The organism is Pseudomonas sp. 21LCFQ02, assembly GCF_024129895.2.
Lineage (GTDB): Bacteria > Pseudomonadota > Gammaproteobacteria > Pseudomonadales > Pseudomonadaceae > Aquipseudomonas.
In genome coordinates, this window is sequence record NZ_CM178749.1 from 2,403,745 (window position 1) to 2,423,233 (window position 19,489).

The window sequence follows — 19,489 nt, forward strand, 5'->3', positions numbered from 1 at the left end:
TGTTTTCGGCCGGTCGGCCAAACGACCGGCCATGGAATACTGCCATGTCCTTGAATCCCGAAATTGCCGAATTCCTTGATTTGGTCGACGCCAACCCCGGCGACGGCCAGTCCATGGCTTTTCACCAGAGCACACCCGAGCAGGCCAGGCTGGCCTTTGAGCAGGCCTCTACACGTATGCGCTGGCCTGCGCCTGAGGTCCAAACCCAGGATCTGAGCTGCATTGCCCGCGATGGCGCCAGCCTGGCGCTGCGTCTGTATCGGCCGAGCAATGCCGGCGAGCAACCGTTGCCGGTCTTGTTGTACTTGCATGGCGGCGGCTTTGTCGTCGGCAGCATCGCCTCGCACGATGGTGTCTGCCGCGAGTTCTGCGCCCGTACACCTTGTGCAGTGCTGACAGTGGACTATCGCCGTGCGCCGGAGCATCGCTTCCCGGTTGCTCTTGACGACTGTGCCGACACGCTGGCCTGGCTTGCGCTCAATGCCCATGCGTTGGAGCTTGATGTCCAGCGCGTGGCTCTGGGCGGCGACAGTGTTGGTGCAACGTTGGCAACGGTGCTGGCAATCAGTGCTGCGAATGAAGCGGGACCCATTACGCCCTGCTTGCAGTTGCTGTGTTATCCGGTGACGGACGCATCAACGGCCTGGGAGTCACGGACGCTGTTCGCGCAAGGCTACTTGTTGGAAGATGAAACGCTGCAATGGTTTTACGATCACTATGCCAGCAAACCGCAAGACCGCAGTGATTGGCGTTTCTCGCCATTGCTGGCCACCGGGTTACGGGGCGTAGCGCCGGCTTACGTGGCGCTGGCCGGGTACGATCCACTGCTCGATGAGGGCCGGGCTTATGCGCGACACTTGCAGGGGCAAGGGGTTACTGTGCAGTACGAAACCTTTGGCGGCCTGGTGCACGACTTTCTGCGCATGCGCATGGTGACCGCAGAAATCGATGAGGTGTACCAGCGTTTAGTGGCCGTGTTGCGAAACGCGTTTGAATGAGTTTGAGGTCAGGCCGCAAGGACGCTCTCATGATCTGCAACCTGGGCCTATTCATTCAGGCACTGGGTTGCTTCAAATGATCAAGAGCAGACATTTGTAGTCGCGTGAGGTGTGGAACAGCGGATGCGATCCCTTGTAGAGGTGCCCTTTACGGGGACCGAGGGATCGCCAATGCAGGATGGGAAACCCGTTGCGGGTTTCCATCTGTCTACTCACCAGAAGTTGTAATCCAGCGTCAGCAGCGCATTGCGCCCAGGACCAATGAAGTTGCCGCTGTGGTAGGTGGTGGTGATCGTTTGGTAGTACTCGCGATCAAACAGGTTATTGACGTTCAACTGCAGCGATACCCGATCATTGAAGGTGTAGCGTGCCATTGCATCGACCACGGCGAAGGTAGGTTGCTCAATGTAGTAATCGCTACCCTTATAGAACGTCTTGCTTTGTGCACGTACCGAGGATCCAACGGTCAGTGCCTGCCAAATGCCAGGCAAGCGATAGGTCGTGCCCACTTTTGCCAAGTGTTTCGGGCTGCTCTCGGTACCGTACGCCTGGCCTTTGTTATCTCCTTCGATGTACTCGGACTGGGACCAAGTATAACCTGCCTGGACGTTCCAGCCCGGCTGGATTTCACCATTGACCTCGAACTCGACACCCCGTGTACGCACTTCCTGTGCCGCCTCGTAGCAACTCTGAATGCCGGCGTTGCAAGAAATGCTTGGCAGCGAAACAGCCAGGTTGGTGCGTTTGGTTTCGAAAACGGCGGTAGAGAGGTTCAGGCGCTCTTCGGCAAAACTTGCCTTGATACCCAGCTCTGCGTTGGTACCCTCAACCGGATCAAGGAGCCGTCCTTGACGGTCGACGGCGCTTTGCGGGTTGAAAATCTCGGTGTAGCTGGCGTAGGCGCTGTAGGTATCGTTGAAGTCGTATACCAGACCGACGTAAGGTACTACTTCACCTTTGACGCTGTAGTTTGCGGGTGTGTAGCCGAAGTCGTTCAGAGTGAAAGACTTGTTTTCATACCACGAGACACGGCTGCCGAGGATCAGTTTGAGCGAGTCTGCCAGGTTCAGCCGTGTGGCTGCGAACAACCCGTGCTGTTGCACGGTGAAGCCCCGAGTGTAGAGGTTCTGGTTCAGGTCTGGCTTGGGAATGGATCGATAATTGTAAGTCTCAACGTTGCCCACGAAGGTATCTGGAACGAATCCACCACCTGTCCAGATATGATCGCGCCCGCTACTGACACCCAGCATCAGCTCGTGGGTGCGGCCCAAGGCATTGAAGGGGCCCGAGAGGTCCAGGTTGAACGAATGGCTCTCGTCTTCGTAGTCGACGTCATAGTCTTCCCGGAAGTAGTTCGAGCCTATCAGGTAGCCCGAGCCCGACACATAGTCCGACTCTGCCTTGATACCGCGGGCGGCGGCCTTGAGCTTCCAGTCATTATCGAAGCGGTGTTCGATGTCGGCATACAGGGTGGTTTGCCGACGATCAAGATAGAACCAGTCGCTGCCCACGAACGACCCTTGATCGAAATCATAGAACGAGCCGTCGCGCCGGGTCGGCAGTCCTGTCCATGAGTAGCCGTCGTTATTCTGCACCTGATAGGTGAAGCCGACGCTGGCCGTGGTAGAGCTGCTCAGATCCATGTCCAGCACGCCGTACAGCAAGCCGTTGTCGCTTTCTGAGCTGTTGCGCTGATTCTTGCCGGTGAAACCGGAGATCACTGTACGACCACGCACTGTGCCGGCATCGTTGAGCGGCGTTGAACCATCAAAGGTACTGCGAATGTTGCCCCATGAGGACACTGAGGTGCTCAGCGAGGCTTGCGGCTGCGCGGTGCTGTGCTTGCGGATCAGGTTGACCGACGCAGATGGGTTACCTGCCCCGGTCATAAGGCCGGTGGCGCCGCGTACCACTTCGACGCGGTCGTAGATCACCAGGTCATCGTCCGCTGTCACGTCGCGGGTGAAGGTCTGGATGGGTGAGGTCAGACCGTCGTACTGAATGGTGTTGATGACCGAGCCACGTGCCCAGTATTCCCAGCGCGTATCGCCGGTATCCTGTTTCACCAGAATGCCCGGGGTATGATTGAGCGCCTGGTCGAGGGACTCGTAGTGGCGATCCTTGATCATCTGCTGGGTGACCACTGAAACGCTTTGCGGAGTTTCCTTGAGCGACAGATTCAACCCGGTGGCCGTATTGCTCGAGCCGGTGGTATAGCTGCCGGTACCCTCGGTAGTAGCAGCCAGCTGAGTGCCTTTTACGTTAGTCGCTCCCAGCTCCAGCGCCTTTCCCGAAGAGGCTGGCTGCAATGTCAGGGTATTGCCCGAAAGCTGATACTGGATACCGGTTCCCTGAAGCAGCGTGCTGATCGAGCGATCCAGGTCATAGCGGCCGTTCAACGCAGTGGAGCGCAGTTGCTGTACATCGCTCGGGCTATAAAGAACCTGGATGTTCACTTGTTCGGCAAAGCGTTGCAGTGCCTGGTCGAGTGGTTGTGCCGGAATTTTCAGGGTCCATTCCTGCGCCTGAACGTGAGCGGCCATCCCCATGGCCATCATCATACCGAGGCCACTCAAGGACAGTTTCGAACGCAGTGCGTGACGCATCATCAGCGCTTTTGCGAGAGGCGTCAGGTGGGTTGAAGTGTGTGCGGGCATGGTGCTTCTCTTTTTATGCAAGTGAGAATTTTTTCTTTTCGCTAAAGTAAAACGTTCCCGTTATGAAAACCGGAAACGTTTCGAGAGGGTTTATTCAGGCGTGTACCGCTTCGCTGATGACCCGACCTGATTCCATTCTGACCAGTTGGTCGGCGATGTCGAAATAGCGGTCATCATGGCTGATGACGATGATGGTTTTGCCCAGTCGTTTCAGATCGGGCAGTAGCTCAGTATAAAAAATCCGCCTGAAGGTCGGATCCTGATCGGCAGCCCATTCGTCAAACACCAGCACCGGGCGTCCTTCCAGCCAGGCGCTCAGTAGCGCCAAGCGCTTGCGCTGGCCAGTGGACAGATCCGTGGTGCTGAAGGCGCCCTCTTTGATACTGACCTTGTGGGAAATCTCCATGCGTTGCAGGTAGTGTTCGGCTTCATTAGGCAGGTCTGAACTTCCCTGGACCAGCTCGTCGAACAGGTAGTAGTCGGCGAATACCGTGGTAAACAGTTGCCGGTAATCGTCCCGTGTTTGAGCAACGACAGGTTTGGCGTCCAGAAGGATTTCGCCTTTGTGGGGCGTGTAGAGGCCTAGCAGCAGTTTGATCAGCGTCGTCTTGCCACAGCCATTTTCGCCCACGATGAACACAATTTCGCCTTGCTCGATCAGCAGGTTGACTGGACCCAGGCGGAACGGTTCGCTTCCTTCGGTTGCCGGGAAACCATATTGCACATCGCGCAGTTCAAGACTGTGCAAGGTACGAGGCTGGCTGTCTTTGTCTTCGAGCAGCAGGTGCGGCTCTGGTGAGGAGAATTTTTCGGACAGTTCGGCAATGCGCCTGAAGGCGATCTGGGCACGACTGACGATAGGCAGCGTGCCGACCAGATGCTCCAGAGGGCCTTTCATGTAGAGCAGCACCAGAACGAAGCCGCTCATCACGCTTTTGTCTGCGTCGGGCCAGTAGGCCTGAAACGCCAATGCCAACCCGATGACCACAAAAAACAGCATTGAGCCAAAGGTCTTGGCGACCACGAAGATGTTGATCGCGCGGATCTGAAGGTCGCGAATATGATTGGCTGTGCCTTGTATGCGCTGAGTGAACATCCTTTGTCGGCGCGGTCGATTGATGCGCAATTCCTTGGCACCTTCGGCGACGGCGTTGTAGTGCTTCTGAAGCTGGTCTTCAAAGTCCCGAGCAGCGATGAACCCTTCGATACCGTGGCCACGGGCAATGTACTGCACAATGGTGCCCACCACGGTGGCAATGACCATGAGCAGGAACATCGGCCAAGACAACATGGCCAGATACCCCAGGCAGCCAAGGGTGACGGTCAGCGAGATCGCCAAGGGCGCGAAAGCGAAAGCGAAATCACTGATCGTATCGACATCGTGGGTCAGCACTGGAATAAGCCGATGGGTGCGATAACGCTCAATCTGTTCGATGGGGGCGGACAGCACCTTCTCGCCAAGATCCTTGCGCAGTTTGGCAATGATGTTCTGGCCTACGAAGTTGGTTCCAATATCGGAAAGAATCGAGCTGCACAGGGCCAGCAGGCAAAGTCCTGCAAAACCCAGCACGACGCCTTGACTCATGCCGCTGTCGGAGTGCAACACGTCATTGATGGTGGCGAGCAGAATGGTAATGCTCAGACCTCCAGCCATGCCCAAGACAATGGAAATCGTCACGATTGGCCAGAAGGGTTTGAGCAGCGTCAGAAGTTCGCGAATGGCGCCACGGGTCGGCTGGGACATACATAATTCCTGCTGGGTCAGGCGCTGATCAGCGTCGCGGCCTGAGTGTCGTTGATCGGGTTGCTGATCTTCAGTGATCGGTATAGGGCCTTGCCGATTTCTTCGCTGCGCATCGGCAGTACGGAAAGCAGCGTGTCACTCAGGCCATGTGAGGCTTCGCAGAAGCCTTGCAAAAACACTGGCGCGTGCAGCGCAGGAGAGGCCAGCGCCCGGTAGTCGCGGTCCACTTCGAAACCTTTCAGGTGATCTTCCAGTGGCGCCAGCAGTGAGCGGTGGGTTCGGCGCTCATAGCCGGTGGCCAGAATGACAGCGTCGTAGCGATGGGTGCGCTGCTGGTGGGTGGCGAGATCACGCAGGGTCAGTTCGATGCCTTGTTCGCTGGAATGCACCGCTTCAACCTGCTGGCGGCACAGCACGGCGTGGCGGTACTGGTGGGCGACTTTCTGACGATAGAGGATGCCGTAAATGCGCTCGATCAGTTCCTGGTCGACCACCGAGTAGTTGGTGTTGTGGTACTCGTTGATCAGCTTCTGACGATCTTGCGGCGGCTGCTGGAATACCAGATCGGTGTATTGCGGTGCGAAAATTTCGTTGACGAACGGGGTGTCGTCGGCAGGCTTGAGAGCGGTGCCGCGCAGGATCATTTCCACCTTCACTGACGGGAAGCTGTCGTTCAAGTCGATGAAGGCTTCGGCAGCGCTTTGCCCCGAACCGATGATCGCGATACGCATCGGCTTGCCTTCGCTGCACGGCAGGTTTTTTACGCTGCTCAGGTAGGTGGAGTGGTGGAATACGCGTGGGTCGTTCTTGAATGCCTCGAACGCGGTCGGGATTTTTGGCGAGCCACCGGTGCTGATCACCACCGAGCGAGTGCGACGGACCTGCTCCTGGCCGTTGGCATTACGCGAGATCAGCTTGAGATGATGAATTGCACCATTATCGAGTTCGGGCTCGATGCGCGTGACTTCTTCACCATAGACGGCCTGCTCGGCAAACTGCTCGGCGACCCAGCCCAGGTAGTCGTTAAACTCCAGACGGCAAGGGTAGAAGGTGCCCAGGTTGACGAAGTCGATCAGTCGATCCTGCTTCTTGAGGTAATTGACGAAGCTGTAAGGGCTGGTGGGGTTGCGCAGTGACACCAGGTCTTTGAGGAACGAGATTTGCAGCTCGCTTTGCGAGGACAACGTATCGCCGTGCCAGCGGTAGTTGGCCTGCTTGTCGAGGAACAGGGCATTGAGCGCCTTGCCGTTGTGTTGCGCGAGTTCTTCCAGGGCAATGGCCAGGGCCAGGTTGGAGGGGCCGAAGCCGACGCCAATGACGTCATGAATGGTGGCGGTGTTCATACCGTAATTCCTTCCTTCGATGGTTTGACGCTGTCCAGGGGTTGGTACAGCCGCTCGGAAAAGAAGCGCTCACGAGTCAACATCACCAGCAGTGCGCGCTTGTGGGGAAAATCGAAATGCTTGACCTTGGCAAAGCCGCTGCGGTCGAAGTTGGCGATCTGTCGCAGGTTGTCGTGGCGAGGCTCGCAGACCAGGCGCTGGGTGCGTGGGTCGTCGAGGAACAGGTAATGGCAGATCGAGGAAAACCAGGCGGTGTAGAACGCCTTGCCGCGAAACGCCTCTTCACCGACCAGCAGGTGCAGGCCGCGATCGTAATCAGCGGCGTCATAGAACGGCGCAATACGGTCTTCCTTGGCCCAGTAGGCTTCGAAGTAGCCGAATGGCTGACCGTCGAAGCGGCCGATCAAGGGCAGGGTGTGTGGGTCGTTCAGTTGTTTTTGCAGATAGGCGTGGTGCTGTTCCAGGCTGCCTTCTTCTTCCCAGAAGTGCGCAACACGCGGGCTGTTCATCCAGCGGTTGAAAGCGTGCAGGTCGCGGTCCGGGTCTGCTTGCTGAAAGGTCAGCGTCTGACCCAGCCAAGGGATATAGCGGCTATACAGCACCTCTGTAGAAGACCTGGGGCGTAGCGGATGGCGTTTGCCGTCGCTGATGACCAACTGTTGTGGTGCCGCGCCGAATGAGGCTTTGTTGAGCCATATCTGTGGGTGCTGCCAGAACGCTTCGGCGTAACACGTGATGCGCTCGGGTCCGGTGATTCTCAATACGCCATCGGCAATCAGAGAGTCGGTCGCGGTGGAGGTCGTGCCTGTCAGCGTGATGCTTTTTAGCGACGGGTGAGTCGTGAAAACTGCTTCCAGCGCCGCCAGCAATGTCTGCTGTTCAAGACCGTGCTCCAGATAGCGCAGCTTGCCCTCCAATTGATCGGAACAAGCGAGATACAGGGCGATCTCCAGATGCGCGATGTTATCGAGCAGCACCACGAGTGTGTCTTCGCGGTAATGAACCCGGAGTTGCCGGTCGGGATAAAGATGGCTGAGGACCGGTAGGTCGGCATGAGTATTCATTCGGGCGTTCCGCGCTTCAAAGGCTATAGCTGTGAAACGAAGAAGTGGGGGCGGGATTTAGCAGCAGCTCAGCGGGAAAGTGAGTAGCGAGTGAGCAGTGCCTGCGGATCTGCAGGCACGTCTGGTACTTCGAAATTTCAGAGATCTCTGGCGACCCTGAAACCCAGGAAATCACCTCGTGCATTTTTATAGATGGCATTGCGGTTGCCGGAGCGCGAAAAGATCGGAGGTTCGCCCCAATCATTGCCGCGCATCTGAGCGATCTCGCATTTTTCGTCGTCGATCCAGGCGCTTCCGTCTGTAGGTGCACCGTTGTAGTCCTCGTGCAGGCAGTCAGCGACCCATTCGTAAACGTTGCCATGCATGTCGTAGACACCAAAGGCATTGGCCGGATAGCTGCCTACAGGTGAGCTGTAGGCATACCCATCCGCAGGACCATAAGTGTTGGCGTGCTTGCTGATCTGGTACTCGCCTTCTTTGTCGAACGGGAAAGGAAAAGGCCCTGTGGAACCTGCACGCGCGGCGTATTCGCGCTCGGCCTCGCTGATCATCCTGTAACGCTTGCCGGTCTGTTTGGCCAACCAATCGGCGTAAGCCTGAATCTCGTAATAATCGACGCACACGGCCGGTTGCTTCGGCCCTTGCTTGTAAGTCGGTTTGCTCGCCTCGCACCAGCGCCCTGGGCGCTTGTCTCCGCTTTTGATCACCACGCCGCTTGCCTTGATATAGGCATCCAGCTCGCCGGCGGTCACCTGGAAGCGGCTTATCGCAAAGGGTTTGGCAAAGGTCACAGTGTGCTGCGGACCTTCATCGGGTTGGCGTCCCAGCTCATCTTCTGGCGTGCCCATGACATAGCTGCCGGCTGGTAGCACGACCATTTCCGGGCAGTCTTTGCAATCCTTGAACACGGTGCCGGGCTTTTTCGGCTCCGCAGCGACACTGCCCAGAGAAAAAGCCATGCAGGCAATTGAGCCCAAAAGTACGAGCGGTTTCATCGTTTACCTCGTTATCAGGGATGAGTCTTCATCCACCTAGAGTCATGCAAATGACAATCAGAAATACCGCAGCCAGGTCAGATCTCGTCTGCGCTGCTTGAGACGCGCAAACCAACTGGTCGGAAAGTACAAGGCGATGCTCAGCACAATCGCGCAAAGCCAGATGCCGGATAGCGTGTCAAACCCGTAGTAGCCATCCATGTTCGGGCCAAGGGTGTGCAGCACAACGAGGTACAACACCTTGAGCGAGTACAGGTGCAGCAGGTAGAAGAACATCGGCGCACCGCCGTAAGTGGCGAGCAGTTGAATGGCTCTGCTGTTTTGATGTTTCTCCAGCAGTGCCAGTGCCAACATGCCAAAGGCCAGTGACGGCAGCAGGAACATCAGTGAGGGTGGGTATTTGGTTGCGCTCTTGAAACTCAGCAGGGTTTGCAGCCAGTCGCCGGTATGCACCCAGGGTTTGTCGCCGTAGATGTTCAGATAACGCAGGATGACGAAGCCGATAAACAGTCCGGCGCTGATTTTGAGCAGGGTCGAGATACGTTTTTGTGAGTCTGTGCCGGATGCATACAAGGGGCCGGCGGCGTAGCCAAGAAGGATCACTCCGAACCAGGGCAGCAGGGGGTAACTGGTGAATATGTCCGGAAAGTGCTCGAACTCGAAAGATGCGCGCTCATGCAGCATCGCCCAAGGCAGATACCAGATGGATTGATGCTCGACGGTTACGCCATCAAGCAGGTTGTGCCCGCCGACAATCATAGTGCCCAGTATCAGCATACTGATACGAGAAAGGCTCAATAGACCGGCCAGTACGATCATGCTGACGCCAATGCACCAGATCACCTGTAAGTCCAGCGAGCGGGCTGGAAACTCTCCGCTCCAGGCGAAATCCACCAGCGTCACTTCGAGCAGCAGCAGAAACAGGCCGCGTTTGAACAGAAACGTGCGTGTGCTGTTCAGGTCATGGCTCTGGGCATAGAGCCAGGCGGAAAGGCCGGTCAGAAACACGAACAATGTAGCGCAGGGTTCGGTGATCATCCGGGTCAGGTACAGCCCTACTGGCGTGGTGTAGGCGACCGGGTCATCGACTTCGTGATGCAGGAAAAACGTCTCGCGAACATGGTCGACCAGCATGGCCAGAAGGATAATGCCGCGCAGTGCATCGATACTTGCCAGCCGGGCACGTGCAGTGGCTTTGGCCATGAGGCTGGTCACGGATGAAGTGCTGGTGGCGAGGCTGTCATATGAAGTGCTCAATGCTCTTTTCTCCGTCGAGGCGCTTGCCGGGTTGTCGTTCAGCGCTGGGCTGCGACTGGCGTTGCAGGTTTGCCTGATTGCTGCACCTGCTCCCATACCCGCAGGAAGTTGCCACCCCAGATCTTGGCAATGTCCTCTTCGGAGTAGCCGCGTTGAATGAGTTCTGCAGTGACATTGCGGACATCCCCAACGTTTTCAAAACCTGTGATTCCGCCACCATCGTTGAAGTCTGAGCTGATACCTACGTGGTCGATGCCGATCTTTTTCACGGTGTAGTCAATGGCGTCGCCGAACTCCTTGAGCGTGGCTTTTGGGTCGACTTCCAGGATGGCGTACAGCGCCCCGGCATATTCGCCGAACTTCTGCTCCGGCCAGATCGAGAACACCGGGTCGGCGGGCATGCTGGCCTGGGACAGGTTCTGTACTTTGGGCAGACCGAAGCCGGCGCGCATTTCGTTGACTTTGTTCAGGGTGTCTTCCGTGAAAGGCTTCAGATAAGAGGAGAAGCCCGGAATCTGCACCACACCACCGGTATCACGGATCAGGCGCAGTTCCTTGTCGCTGAGGTTACGTTGCAGATCTACCAGACCCTTGACGCTGGAGTGCGAGGCAATCACCGGGGCGCGGGTCAGTTGCGTGACCTGCTCAACGGCCAGGCTGGACATTTGTGACACGTCGATCACCACGCCCAGGTCGTTGAGGCGACGTACGGCCTGACGGCCCAGTTCCGAAAGCCCGCCGTGTTCATCCGGTGAGTCACCAAAGAACGGCATTGGCCGCGATGAGTCTGCCCAAGCGTTATTGCCGACGTAGCTGAAGCCGAAGATGCGCATGCCCCGTGCGGCCCAGTCATCCAAGCGGGATACATCATCACCCAGCGGATAGGCATTGAGCATGCTGATCACGATCGCGAACTTGCCTTCATGGGCCAGACGCTTGAAGTCGGCGGGTGTGTAGGCGATGCCGGCCTGGTTCGGGAAGTCCTTGGCAATACCGGTGATGATCCGGTAGCGGGTTTCCTGTTCATGGCGTGCGGCTTCGATGAAGCCTGGTGTTGGGCGATGCGGTGCGTTGGGGCCTGTCCAGAACTCCGGCCATGCCCAGATCGTCAGAGCCGCGCCACTGAGGCGGCCGCGACTGGCTTTGACCAGATCGAACTGGGTATTGCCATCTTTGTTGGCTTCGTTACCGGCGCTGCCGAAGTCAGGCTGAATATCGATATGACTGTCGAACGACAGAATGCGCTCTTGCATTTCTGTGGCGCGGCGCATGACGTCCGAGGGGTAGGGTTGCAGGCGGCCTATAAAAAACCACCAGGCCAGGGCGGCGACGGCTGCCAGTGCGGCCAATGTCACGATGCTCAAGATTAGCCATTTCCTGGCTGCGCGACTCATGCTCATTAAACTCCCGGGCTCTGTCCACGTGTACCGGCTGGCTGCCGGTGGTTGCGAGGAATAACGAGTCAGGCATTGGGGAATTTAATGCTCGGGTGTTTCGGATAATTTCACCGGCAGGCTACTCGTTTAAAGGGCATGTCGTGTGCCGCTCTGTAAAACGGTGATGTGGGCGGGCACTTTATCTACCTCTCAGGAGAGATGATGTATGGATGTGCTCGCGGTATTGACCCGGCTGTTTTCTGGTGCGCAGGCGGTGGGCGTGCAGGGGGTGTTCCAGTTCGATTTTGGCCAGGGCAATGCGGTGTGGGCGGCGGTAAAGGACGGGCTTGATGTCCAGCCGGGGCGGCATGCGGCGGCTGATGTCACCATCGCCGTGGGGGCGCAGGAGTTTGCCGGCATTCTGCAAGGCACGCAGGATGTCGAAGAACTGTTCGCCAGCGGCCGCTTGAAGATCGACGGGCAGATGGGCCTGGCGACCCTGTTGCCGCAGATCATTGATGCGGCGCGCCGTGGCGTCGCGGTGGAAAAGCCGGCTGCGGCCATGAACCATCGCTACCCTGCGCGTGAGCGTTACAGTGATCGGCTCTCGGCCAGCCAGGCTACGTTGCTGGAGATCGAGCGGCGGCCTTTCGCTGGTCTGTCGGTGGCAGACTTCCGCCGTGACTACCTGCCGTTCGGCACGCCAGTGATTCTCACCGATGCCCTGCGCGACTGGCCGTTCTTCAATATGAGCCGCGAAGAATCCATCGTGCATTTCGCCGAGTTGAAGGGCATTACCCGGCACGGTGATTACGCGGAGAAAACCTTCTCCACGGACCGCGATTTCCGTTCCACGTCCATTGCCGAATTCATCGCCTCGCTGGAGCGGCCGCTGGCACCGGGAGAAAAGCCGCCGTACATGGGCAATAACGTGGTGCCGCCGCAGTTGCTGGAGCTGATTCGCTTTCCGGAGTATTTCGACCGCTCGCTGTATATCAAGCCGCGTATCTGGATTGGTCCCAAGGGCACCTTGACGCCGCTGCACCGGGATGACTCGGACAATATGTTTGCTCAGGTCTGGGGTCAGAAGTCGTTCATTCTGGCGGCGCCGCATTATCGGGAGGCGCTGGGCACCTGGTCGACCTCCGAGGGCGGTGGCCTGGAGGGCTGTGAGGTGAATCCCAATCAACCGGACTTTGACAAATATCCGGCTGCGCGGGAGCTGATTTTTCACCGCATCGTGCTGGAGGCCGGCGATCTGTTGTTCCTGCCGGAGGGCTGGTTCCATCAGGTCGAATCGGTGTCGACCTCGCTGTCGGTCAACTTCTGGGTCAATTCGGGCCGGGGCTGGTAATGCCTTGAAGAGGCCGCCATCGCTGGCGGCCCCCGTTTCACACGCCGATCTTGAAGCGGCCTTTCATCAGCACCGAGTGGGCCGGGAATGAGCAGAAGAACTGGTAGTCGCCATCAGCCTTCAGTTTGCTGGTGTCGATGGTCACGCTGTCTTCTTCGCCGCCGCTGAGCATTTTTGTGTGGGCAATAATCCGGGCGTCATCGGGTTTCAGGTAGTCATGCTCGACGCCAGCTGCGGCGCCGTCGTTGACGATGGCTTGCATGTTGCTGGTTTCGCTCAGTACCCAGTTATGCCCCATCACTTGCTTGGGCAGGTTGCCAGGGTGTTTCAGCACGACCTTGAAGCTCTTGCAACTGGCAGGCACCACGATTTCGTTTTTGTCGAACGTCATCTGGTCGGTGCCATGGATCTCGGTCGAGCAGTCATCGGCGGCCCAGGCAAAGCCGGGCAGGGCGAGGGTAAGGGTCAGCAGTAAAGCGCGATGCATGGGGAACTCCGGTGGGACTGAATTGAAAAGGTCCAGCCGAATGAACGAGCAGCGCCCTGTGCTTTTTAGTGCGTGGGCACCTGACGGATAAATTCCGCTGTGATCCATTCGTTCTTGGGGCAGGCGCTTTGAGCGCAAGGCGGACAAGCGGATGGGGTTAGATGAAGTTTTCTCGGCGAGGATTACTGGCGGGCGCAGCGGCAGTGGCGGCGACGGCAGGCGGGATTGGCTTACCGATCATGGGCTATCAGCGCTATCAGGCCGCCGAAGAGGCGGCGCTGGTCGAAGAACCCACCATCGTCCCGCCGACACTGGGGCAGAGCCTGCTGGCCGGGCGTCTGGTCGGTATCTGGGATTTCCGCTTGCTGGAATGGCAGCAGGATTTTGCCGAACTGGCCAGTGAGGGTCTGGAGTTACTGCTGGACGTCGGGCCGTCCGGCAAGGCGCTGCGCGGCCATCTGGGGCGTCGGCCGTTTACCTCGGGAGGCTTCGAGCTGTTCGGCGAGCTGAAGGTCGATAAAGAGCCAAACCTGCGCTGGAAGCTGGTTGGTCCGCAAGGCCGTGCTTATGAGTGTACGGCGATCTTTGATGAGGTCTGGGGCGTCTGGAGCACCGGCGGTGGCGAGGCGACGCTCAGCGGCCAGTTGCAGTTGCGTGGTGCCCAGGCCGGGCTCTCTGCCGTTCAGGCCCGTTTCGTCGCGACCCGGCGGCCGTTTATCCAGGCCCGTGAGCGCCTGCCTTATACCGCTGAGCTGCATGCCTGGTTGATCTCACCGGGGCATCGTCTCTATCACCAGCTCTGGCACGCTACCCGTGACCGCTGGCATCGGCTGGACAGTGATCGTCATCAGTCGCTGCGGGCGCTGGGCTGGCAGCCGGGGCCGCTGGGCCAGGAGCGTGATGCGCGCGGCAAGCAGCGGCACAACAATGGCTCTGGCGAAGATTTCCTGTACATGCACCGTGGCATGTTGCGCCATGCCCGCAGCATGCAGGATCTGAAATCCTGGCAACGCTTTCCGCCGCCCCGGCCGTTCATCGGTCATGGTATCGAGCCGTTTGTGAAGTACCTGGAAAACCACGATGGCTACTCGGTGCCGCCGGCCTGGGAGTCGCAGGGTGATGATGCGTTCAATCAGTGGCTGCGTGACGTAAAGAGCAGTGAGGGTTATTACGGCAACTTCCAGGTCTGGGAAGCGCAGTTTCAGGACCCGCAATACCTCAGCACCTTATGCCTGGGTGAGCTGGGCAGCCGCATCGAGCTGGGGCTGCATGACTGGTTGCACATGTGCTGGGCGGCGGTGGGGCGTGATCCGAACAGCGGCTATCCAATGATCTATGACCGGCCGGCGGACGACTTTTCCGAGCGCTGGTTTCGCGCCGAGAACGACTATCTGGCTGACGCTTTTTCCTCGCACGTCAACCCGGTGTTCTGGGCATTTCATGGCTGGATCGACGACCGGATCGAAGACTGGTTTTACGCCCATGAGCAGTTCCATCCGGGCGAAGTGCGGCGTGCCGATATTGGTGGCGTGCCATGGTTTGCCAAGGGGCGCTGGGTGGAGATCGATGCGCCGTGGCTGGGGCCGGCCGAGGCCGGTTGTGGCGCCTGGGGGCGCAGCAATGGTGGTGGCGCGAGCGAAAGCGAGCTGGACATCGAGACCATGAAGCTGGCGTTGCATGTGATTCGTGCCAGCGAGAAGGAGATGGAGCGGTTGTCCGGGCGCATTCCACGGCGCCCCTGGTACGGGCAGTACCTGCCGCCGGGTCCCAAGGCGTAGCACGCGGCTGGCGATCTGCTTCAGTTGCAATACTGTTCATTCAGGCGCCGCAAGTCCCCACCGCGATTCTGACTTGAAACTCGGTGGGAACGACCTTGGTCTGGGCGGCACTCCGATGAAGGGGCCAGTAAGAGCACTGCATCTGCTGTGCATGTCCCACCGTCTTCACGAGCGAGCTCGTTCCCACCGTATTCCAGACCATTGCAGCAGTGGCCCCTGACAGAACAGTATTGGCTTCAGCCGCGAAAGCAGCCGCCTGAATCAGCGGCCTACCTGCGCTTGATTACCGTCTCGCCCTCGGCATTGCGGCTCAACGTCACCGGCAACACCCTTGGCAGGGCCTGTACCAGGCCGTTGATGTCCCCGGTGTTGTAGATGCCGCCAATGCGCAACTGGGCGGTGGCCGGATCGGCGATGCGCACCGGGGTCTCCAGGTAGCGGTTGATCTGCGGCAGTGCGTCGGCCAGCGACAGGTTGTCCAGCACCAGTTTGCCGTTGCGCCAGGCCAGCGCGTTGTCCAGCGACGCGGCGGACACTTGCGGATCGACGCTTTGCGGGTTGTAGCGGGCCTGCATGCCGGGTGACAGGTAGGCGATGCGATCGGGCGTGCTCTTGTCGCTCAGCACCCTGACCGAGCCTTCGCTCAGGGTTACCACCACTGAATCCTGATAAGTCCAGACGTTGAACTGAGTGCCGGTGACTTGCACCTGGCCGCTGCCGGCATTGACCACGAAAGGATGCGCCGAGTCATGGCGAACCTTGAAGAAGGCTTCGCCCCGCCTCAGGGTCACGCTGCGCTGGTCTTTGTAATTGCTGTACGACAGCTTCGTGCCGGTGTTCATTTGCACCTGCGAGCCATCGGCCAGGGTGATGTCCTGGATCGCGTTGTCGCTGGCGTAACGATGGTAGCTGTTCGGAACCCAGCCCTGGTTCCAGCCGAGCAGAGCGGCCATCGGCAGCGCAAAGGCCAATGCGGCCGCGGTCGCCCAATGACGCGTGGTAGAGCCTTGAGGCTTGGTCTTTACCGGCAGGGGAATGACCTGTGCCTGCGGCGGCGCTACCTCTGTGGCAGCAGGCAGAAACTCGCTGATGTCCCAGATCTCCTGCATCGCCTCGAACTCGTGCTGATGCGCCGGGCTGCTGCTCAGCCACTGCTCAAACTGTGCGCGCTCATGGACCGAGAAATCTGGCTCGTTAAACCGCATGCACCAGTGCGCCGCCTCATCGCTGATGCGTTCGTCTGGCACAGAAGAGGGGGACTGACTGGACATGACGGCTACCGGTTGGGCTGAAGTTTTCTTGTAACAGGCTGCATGAAGTTCTTTGTATGCAGATGAGAATTATATACAGTTAGGCGTTGTTTAACACGGCGAACAGGTGTCAATAATCCGATGGCGGATATTTTGGCGGAGTGAACATGGAACAGTACTATCAAGGTCTGGTTGGATATCTGACTGCACGCTTGCGCGATCGCAATATGGCGGCCGATGTAGCGCATGACGCCTACTTGAAAGTATTGGAAAGCCCACGCCTCAATGGACTTGAATACCCTAAGGCATTTCTTTACCGCACTGCAATAAACCTGTGCGTCGATGCCTTCCGTCGCAACGTGGTACGCCACAGCGAGCCCTTGAGCGACCTGATCGCCGAAGAGTGTCCGCGCCGGCAAAGCCCGCAGGCTTCGTTATATGAGCTGCAGCGTGCGGAAATGGTCATGGTGGCGCTCGATGAATTGTCTGATAAATGCAGAGAAGCATTTTTGCTGCGCAAGCTTGAAGGGTTGTGCCACGAGCAGATTGCCGCCGCGATGGGTATATCCAAAGCCAGTGTCGAAAAACACATTGTTAATGCCATGAAGCACTGCCGGGTGCGGGTGTTTGAAATGGAACAGCACTCAGCGCGCGCCAAACGTTAAATTTATTTGCAGTTCATCCGTCTTCCCAGCATCCACACGCCGTGCGCCCGTTCGGTGTCGCTGATTGATTGCAAGGGGATTCAGGTGCGTCGAAGTTTTCTGATAAGTGCGCTGGCTGCCGCCGTTTTGTTGCAGGCGGGATGTACCCGCGAAGCCCTGGATAAGGGTGAGACTGAAATCCGCTGGACCTCTTACGGTATCCCGCATATTCGCGCCAATGATGAACGCGGGCTGGGTTATGGCGTGGGTTATGCCTATGCCCGTGACAACCTGTGCCTGCTCAGCGAAGAAGTGCTGACCGCACGCGGTGAACGTGCGCGGTTCATGGGCCGTGAGGGCGAGTCTTCGGCGCGGCTGGATAATGTCAGCTCCGATCTGTTCTTTACCTGGCTCAATAACGACAAGGCGGTCGATGCGTTCTGGCGTGCTCAGCCCGAGCCGGTCAAGCAGTTGCTGACGGGTTATACCGCCGGCTTTAACCGCTACCTCAAAGACAAAGGCGCACCGCAGGCCTGTCAGGGCGCCGAGTGGGTTCGGCCGCTGCAGGAAACCGACATGGTGCGGCTGATTCACCGGTTGATGGTCGAAGGCGGTATCGGCCGCTTTGCCGAACCGCTGCTGGCGGCCGTGCCGCCTGCCGCGTTGGCGGAGAAAACCGCCAGTATTGATACCGCACGTATTCAGGGCTCGGTCTATGAGCGTGGCAGTAATGCAATTGCCGTGGGCGGCGAGCGCACCGAGAACGGCCGTGGTCGACTGCTCGGTAATCCCCACTTCCCGTGGTCTGGCGCGCTGCGTTTCTATCAGATGCACCTGACCATCCCCGGCAAACTGGACGTGATGGGCGCTTCGCTGCCCGGCTTGCCGGTGGTCAATATCGGTTTCAACCAGAAGCTGGCCTGGACCCACACCGTCGACACCTCCGGCCACTTCACCCTGCGCAAGCTGCGCCTGGACCCGAAAGACCCGCAGCGCTACCTGATCGACGGCAAGAGCTATCCGCTGCTGGCCCGTGAAGTGCAGATTCAGGTGCGCGAGGCCGACGGCAGGCTGACGACCCAGAAACAGCTGATCCATGAATCGCGCTTCGGCCCGCTGATCAAGTGGCCGGGCGTGGCGGACTGGGACAGCCAGCATGCTTATGCTTTCCAGGATGCCAACCTGGCCAACACCCGGGCGCTGGAGCAGTGGTACGCGATGAACCGGGCCGGCAGCGTCAGCGAACTGCGTGACGTGGTGCAGCGCATCCAGGGCATTCCGTGGGTCAACACCCTGGCTGCCGACCAGCAGGGCCAGGCCGCTTACATGAATGTCTCGGTGGTGCCGAATGTCAGCCTGCAACAGTTGCAGGGCTGCATCGACCCGGCGCTTCAGGCCCGTGGCCTGCCGGGGCTGGACGGCAGCCGCAGCGCCTGCGACTGGCAGACCGCCGAGGGCGCGGTGCAGGCCGGTATCGTGCCGGGCTCACAGTTGCCGGTGTTGCTGCGCAAGGACTTCGTGCAGAACGCCAACGACAGCGCGTGGATGAGTAACCCGGCAGAACCGTTGACCGGTTTCTCACCATTGGTCAGCCGTGAAGGTGCGCCACTGGGCCTGCGTGCGCGCTTTGCCCTGACGCAACTGGCCGGGCTGGAAAACAACCCCATCAGCGAAGCCTTCCTCAAGGATCTGGTCAGTGGCGAGCGCGTACATGCCGCCAATCTGTTGCTCGATGATTTGCTGCAATGGTGCGCGGCACTCAAGGACCAGACCTCCTTCGAGCGCGCCTGCATCGCCATGAAATCCTGGGACCGCACCGCCAGCAGCCAGGCATCCATCGGCTGGCTGTACTTCCAGGCCTTCGCCCGGGAATTCCAGAAAGCCAGCAAAGGCTGGAGCGTGCCCTTCGATAGCAACAACCCGCAGACCACGCCGCGCGGCATCGACTGGCACCAACCGGAAGTGGCCAAAGCGGTTGCCGACATGCTGCACAAGGCGATTGCTCAAGTCGATGCACTGAAACTGCCTGCCGACGTCACCTGGGGTCAACTGCAGGCCGTTGCGCATAACGGCAAGCGTATCCCGATTCCGGGCGGCGATGGGCATCTGGGGGTGTACAACGCGATCCAGAGCGTGCCGCAGAAGGATGGAACACTGAAAGTGGTCAGTGGCAGCAGCTATATCCAGTTGGTCAGCTTTGATGAGAAGGGGCCGGTGGCTCAGGGGTTGTTGGCGTTCTCGCAATCCAGTGATCCGGCATCGACGCATTTTGCGGATCAGACCGAGTTGTTTTCAAGGCAGGATTGGCAGGTGTTGCCGTTCAGGGATGAACAGATCAAGGCGGATCGGGGGTTGGAGGTGGTGCGGTTAAGGGAGTGAAGTACCTGCGGTTTTGTTAATAAAAAAGCCACTTTTAAAAGTGGCTTTTTTGCATTGTAATGTTTGGTCTCACAACCAGCGTAAAGGCAGCATGCTCTTGAATACCGATCGCTTGTCGACAAGATCACGCGTGAACACACTCAGGGTACATCGTTGTGGTTGA

General features: G+C 58.6%; 14 protein-coding genes. 5 read left to right on the forward strand and 9 right to left on the reverse strand.

The genetic code is table 11. The annotated features are described in order from the left end of the window. Positions 1-44: 44 nt before the first annotated feature. Entirely contained in the window at positions 45-998 is a 954-nt protein-coding gene (locus NJC40_RS10685) for an alpha/beta hydrolase (protein ID WP_253142877.1), read from the forward strand. A gap of 212 nt (positions 999-1,210) precedes the next feature. Here the strand turns inward: NJC40_RS10685 and NJC40_RS10690 are convergent, their stop codons facing one another. The 7 genes from NJC40_RS10690 to NJC40_RS10720 form a co-directional block, all read right to left on the reverse strand. Further along, positions 1,211-3,655 carry a TonB-dependent siderophore receptor gene (locus tag NJC40_RS10690; protein WP_253142876.1) on the reverse strand — a complete coding sequence of 815 codons (2,445 nt, stop codon included), beginning with the start codon at positions 3,653-3,655 and terminating at the stop codon, positions 1,211-1,213. Positions 3,656-3,749: 94 nt separating this feature from the next. Further along, complete coding sequence (locus NJC40_RS10695) at positions 3,750-5,399, reverse strand: cyclic peptide export ABC transporter (protein ID WP_253142875.1); 1,650 nt, start codon at positions 5,397-5,399, stop codon at positions 3,750-3,752. A gap of 17 nt (positions 5,400-5,416) precedes the next feature. After that, positions 5,417-6,742, reverse strand: a complete 1,326-nt coding sequence (locus NJC40_RS10700) for a lysine N(6)-hydroxylase/L-ornithine N(5)-oxygenase family protein (RefSeq protein WP_253142874.1) — start codon at positions 6,740-6,742, stop codon at positions 5,417-5,419. Beyond that, the gene (locus tag NJC40_RS10705) at positions 6,739-7,806 is read right to left on the reverse strand and encodes a GNAT family N-acetyltransferase (RefSeq protein ID WP_253142873.1); all 1,068 of its coding nucleotides are present in this window, start codon (positions 7,804-7,806) and stop codon (positions 6,739-6,741) included. Before NJC40_RS10705 ends, NJC40_RS10700 begins: the two co-directional genes overlap by 4 nt. Positions 7,807-7,943: 137 nt before the next feature. Beyond that, a complete protein-coding gene (gene pvdO, locus NJC40_RS10710; protein WP_253142880.1) occupies positions 7,944-8,765 on the reverse strand; it encodes a dihydropyoverdine dehydrogenase in 822 nt (273 codons plus the stop codon). Positions 8,766-8,858: 93 nt separating this feature from the next. After that, positions 8,859-10,004: an acetyltransferase domain-containing protein gene (locus tag NJC40_RS10715; RefSeq protein WP_253142879.1), complete on the reverse strand. Its 1,146-nt coding sequence runs from the start codon at positions 10,002-10,004 to the stop codon at positions 8,859-8,861. A gap of 92 nt (positions 10,005-10,096) precedes the next feature. After that, positions 10,097-11,458, reverse strand: coding sequence for a dipeptidase (locus tag NJC40_RS10720; protein ID WP_253142872.1), 1,362 nt, complete (start codon positions 11,456-11,458; stop codon positions 10,097-10,099). 202 nt (positions 11,459-11,660) lie between these two features. Here NJC40_RS10720 and NJC40_RS10725 point away from each other — a divergent pair, with 202 nt between their 5' ends. Beyond that, the gene (locus NJC40_RS10725) at positions 11,661-12,788 is read left to right on the forward strand and encodes a cupin-like domain-containing protein (RefSeq protein ID WP_253142871.1); all 1,128 of its coding nucleotides are present in this window, start codon (positions 11,661-11,663) and stop codon (positions 12,786-12,788) included. Positions 12,789-12,825: 37 nt separating this feature from the next. Here NJC40_RS10725 and azu read toward each other — a convergent pair whose 3' ends face one another. Continuing rightward, positions 12,826-13,275 carry an azurin gene (gene azu, locus NJC40_RS10730; protein ID WP_045487592.1) on the reverse strand — a complete coding sequence of 150 codons (450 nt, stop codon included), beginning with the start codon at positions 13,273-13,275 and terminating at the stop codon, positions 12,826-12,828. Positions 13,276-13,436: 161 nt separating this feature from the next. Here azu and pvdP point away from each other — a divergent pair, with 161 nt between their 5' ends. Then, positions 13,437-15,053 carry a pyoverdine maturation tyrosinase PvdP gene (pvdP, locus tag NJC40_RS10735; protein WP_253142870.1) on the forward strand — a complete coding sequence of 539 codons (1,617 nt, stop codon included), beginning with the start codon at positions 13,437-13,439 and terminating at the stop codon, positions 15,051-15,053. A gap of 269 nt (positions 15,054-15,322) precedes the next feature. Here pvdP and NJC40_RS10740 read toward each other — a convergent pair whose 3' ends face one another. Further along, positions 15,323-16,324, reverse strand: a complete 1,002-nt coding sequence (locus NJC40_RS10740; RefSeq protein WP_253142869.1) for a FecR family protein — start codon at positions 16,322-16,324, stop codon at positions 15,323-15,325. Positions 16,325-16,470: 146 nt separating this feature from the next. Here NJC40_RS10740 and NJC40_RS10745 point away from each other — a divergent pair, with 146 nt between their 5' ends. Both NJC40_RS10745 and pvdQ read left to right on the forward strand, forming a co-directional pair. Next, positions 16,471-16,968 carry a sigma-70 family RNA polymerase sigma factor gene (locus tag NJC40_RS10745; protein WP_045487596.1) on the forward strand — a complete coding sequence of 166 codons (498 nt, stop codon included), beginning with the start codon at positions 16,471-16,473 and terminating at the stop codon, positions 16,966-16,968. An 84-nt stretch (positions 16,969-17,052) separates the two neighbouring features. Then, on the forward strand, positions 17,053-19,326 hold the full coding sequence (gene pvdQ / locus NJC40_RS10750) for a bifunctional acylase PvdQ (RefSeq protein ID WP_253142868.1): 2,274 nt from the start codon (positions 17,053-17,055) through the stop codon (positions 19,324-19,326). Positions 19,327-19,489 lie beyond the last annotated feature (163 nt).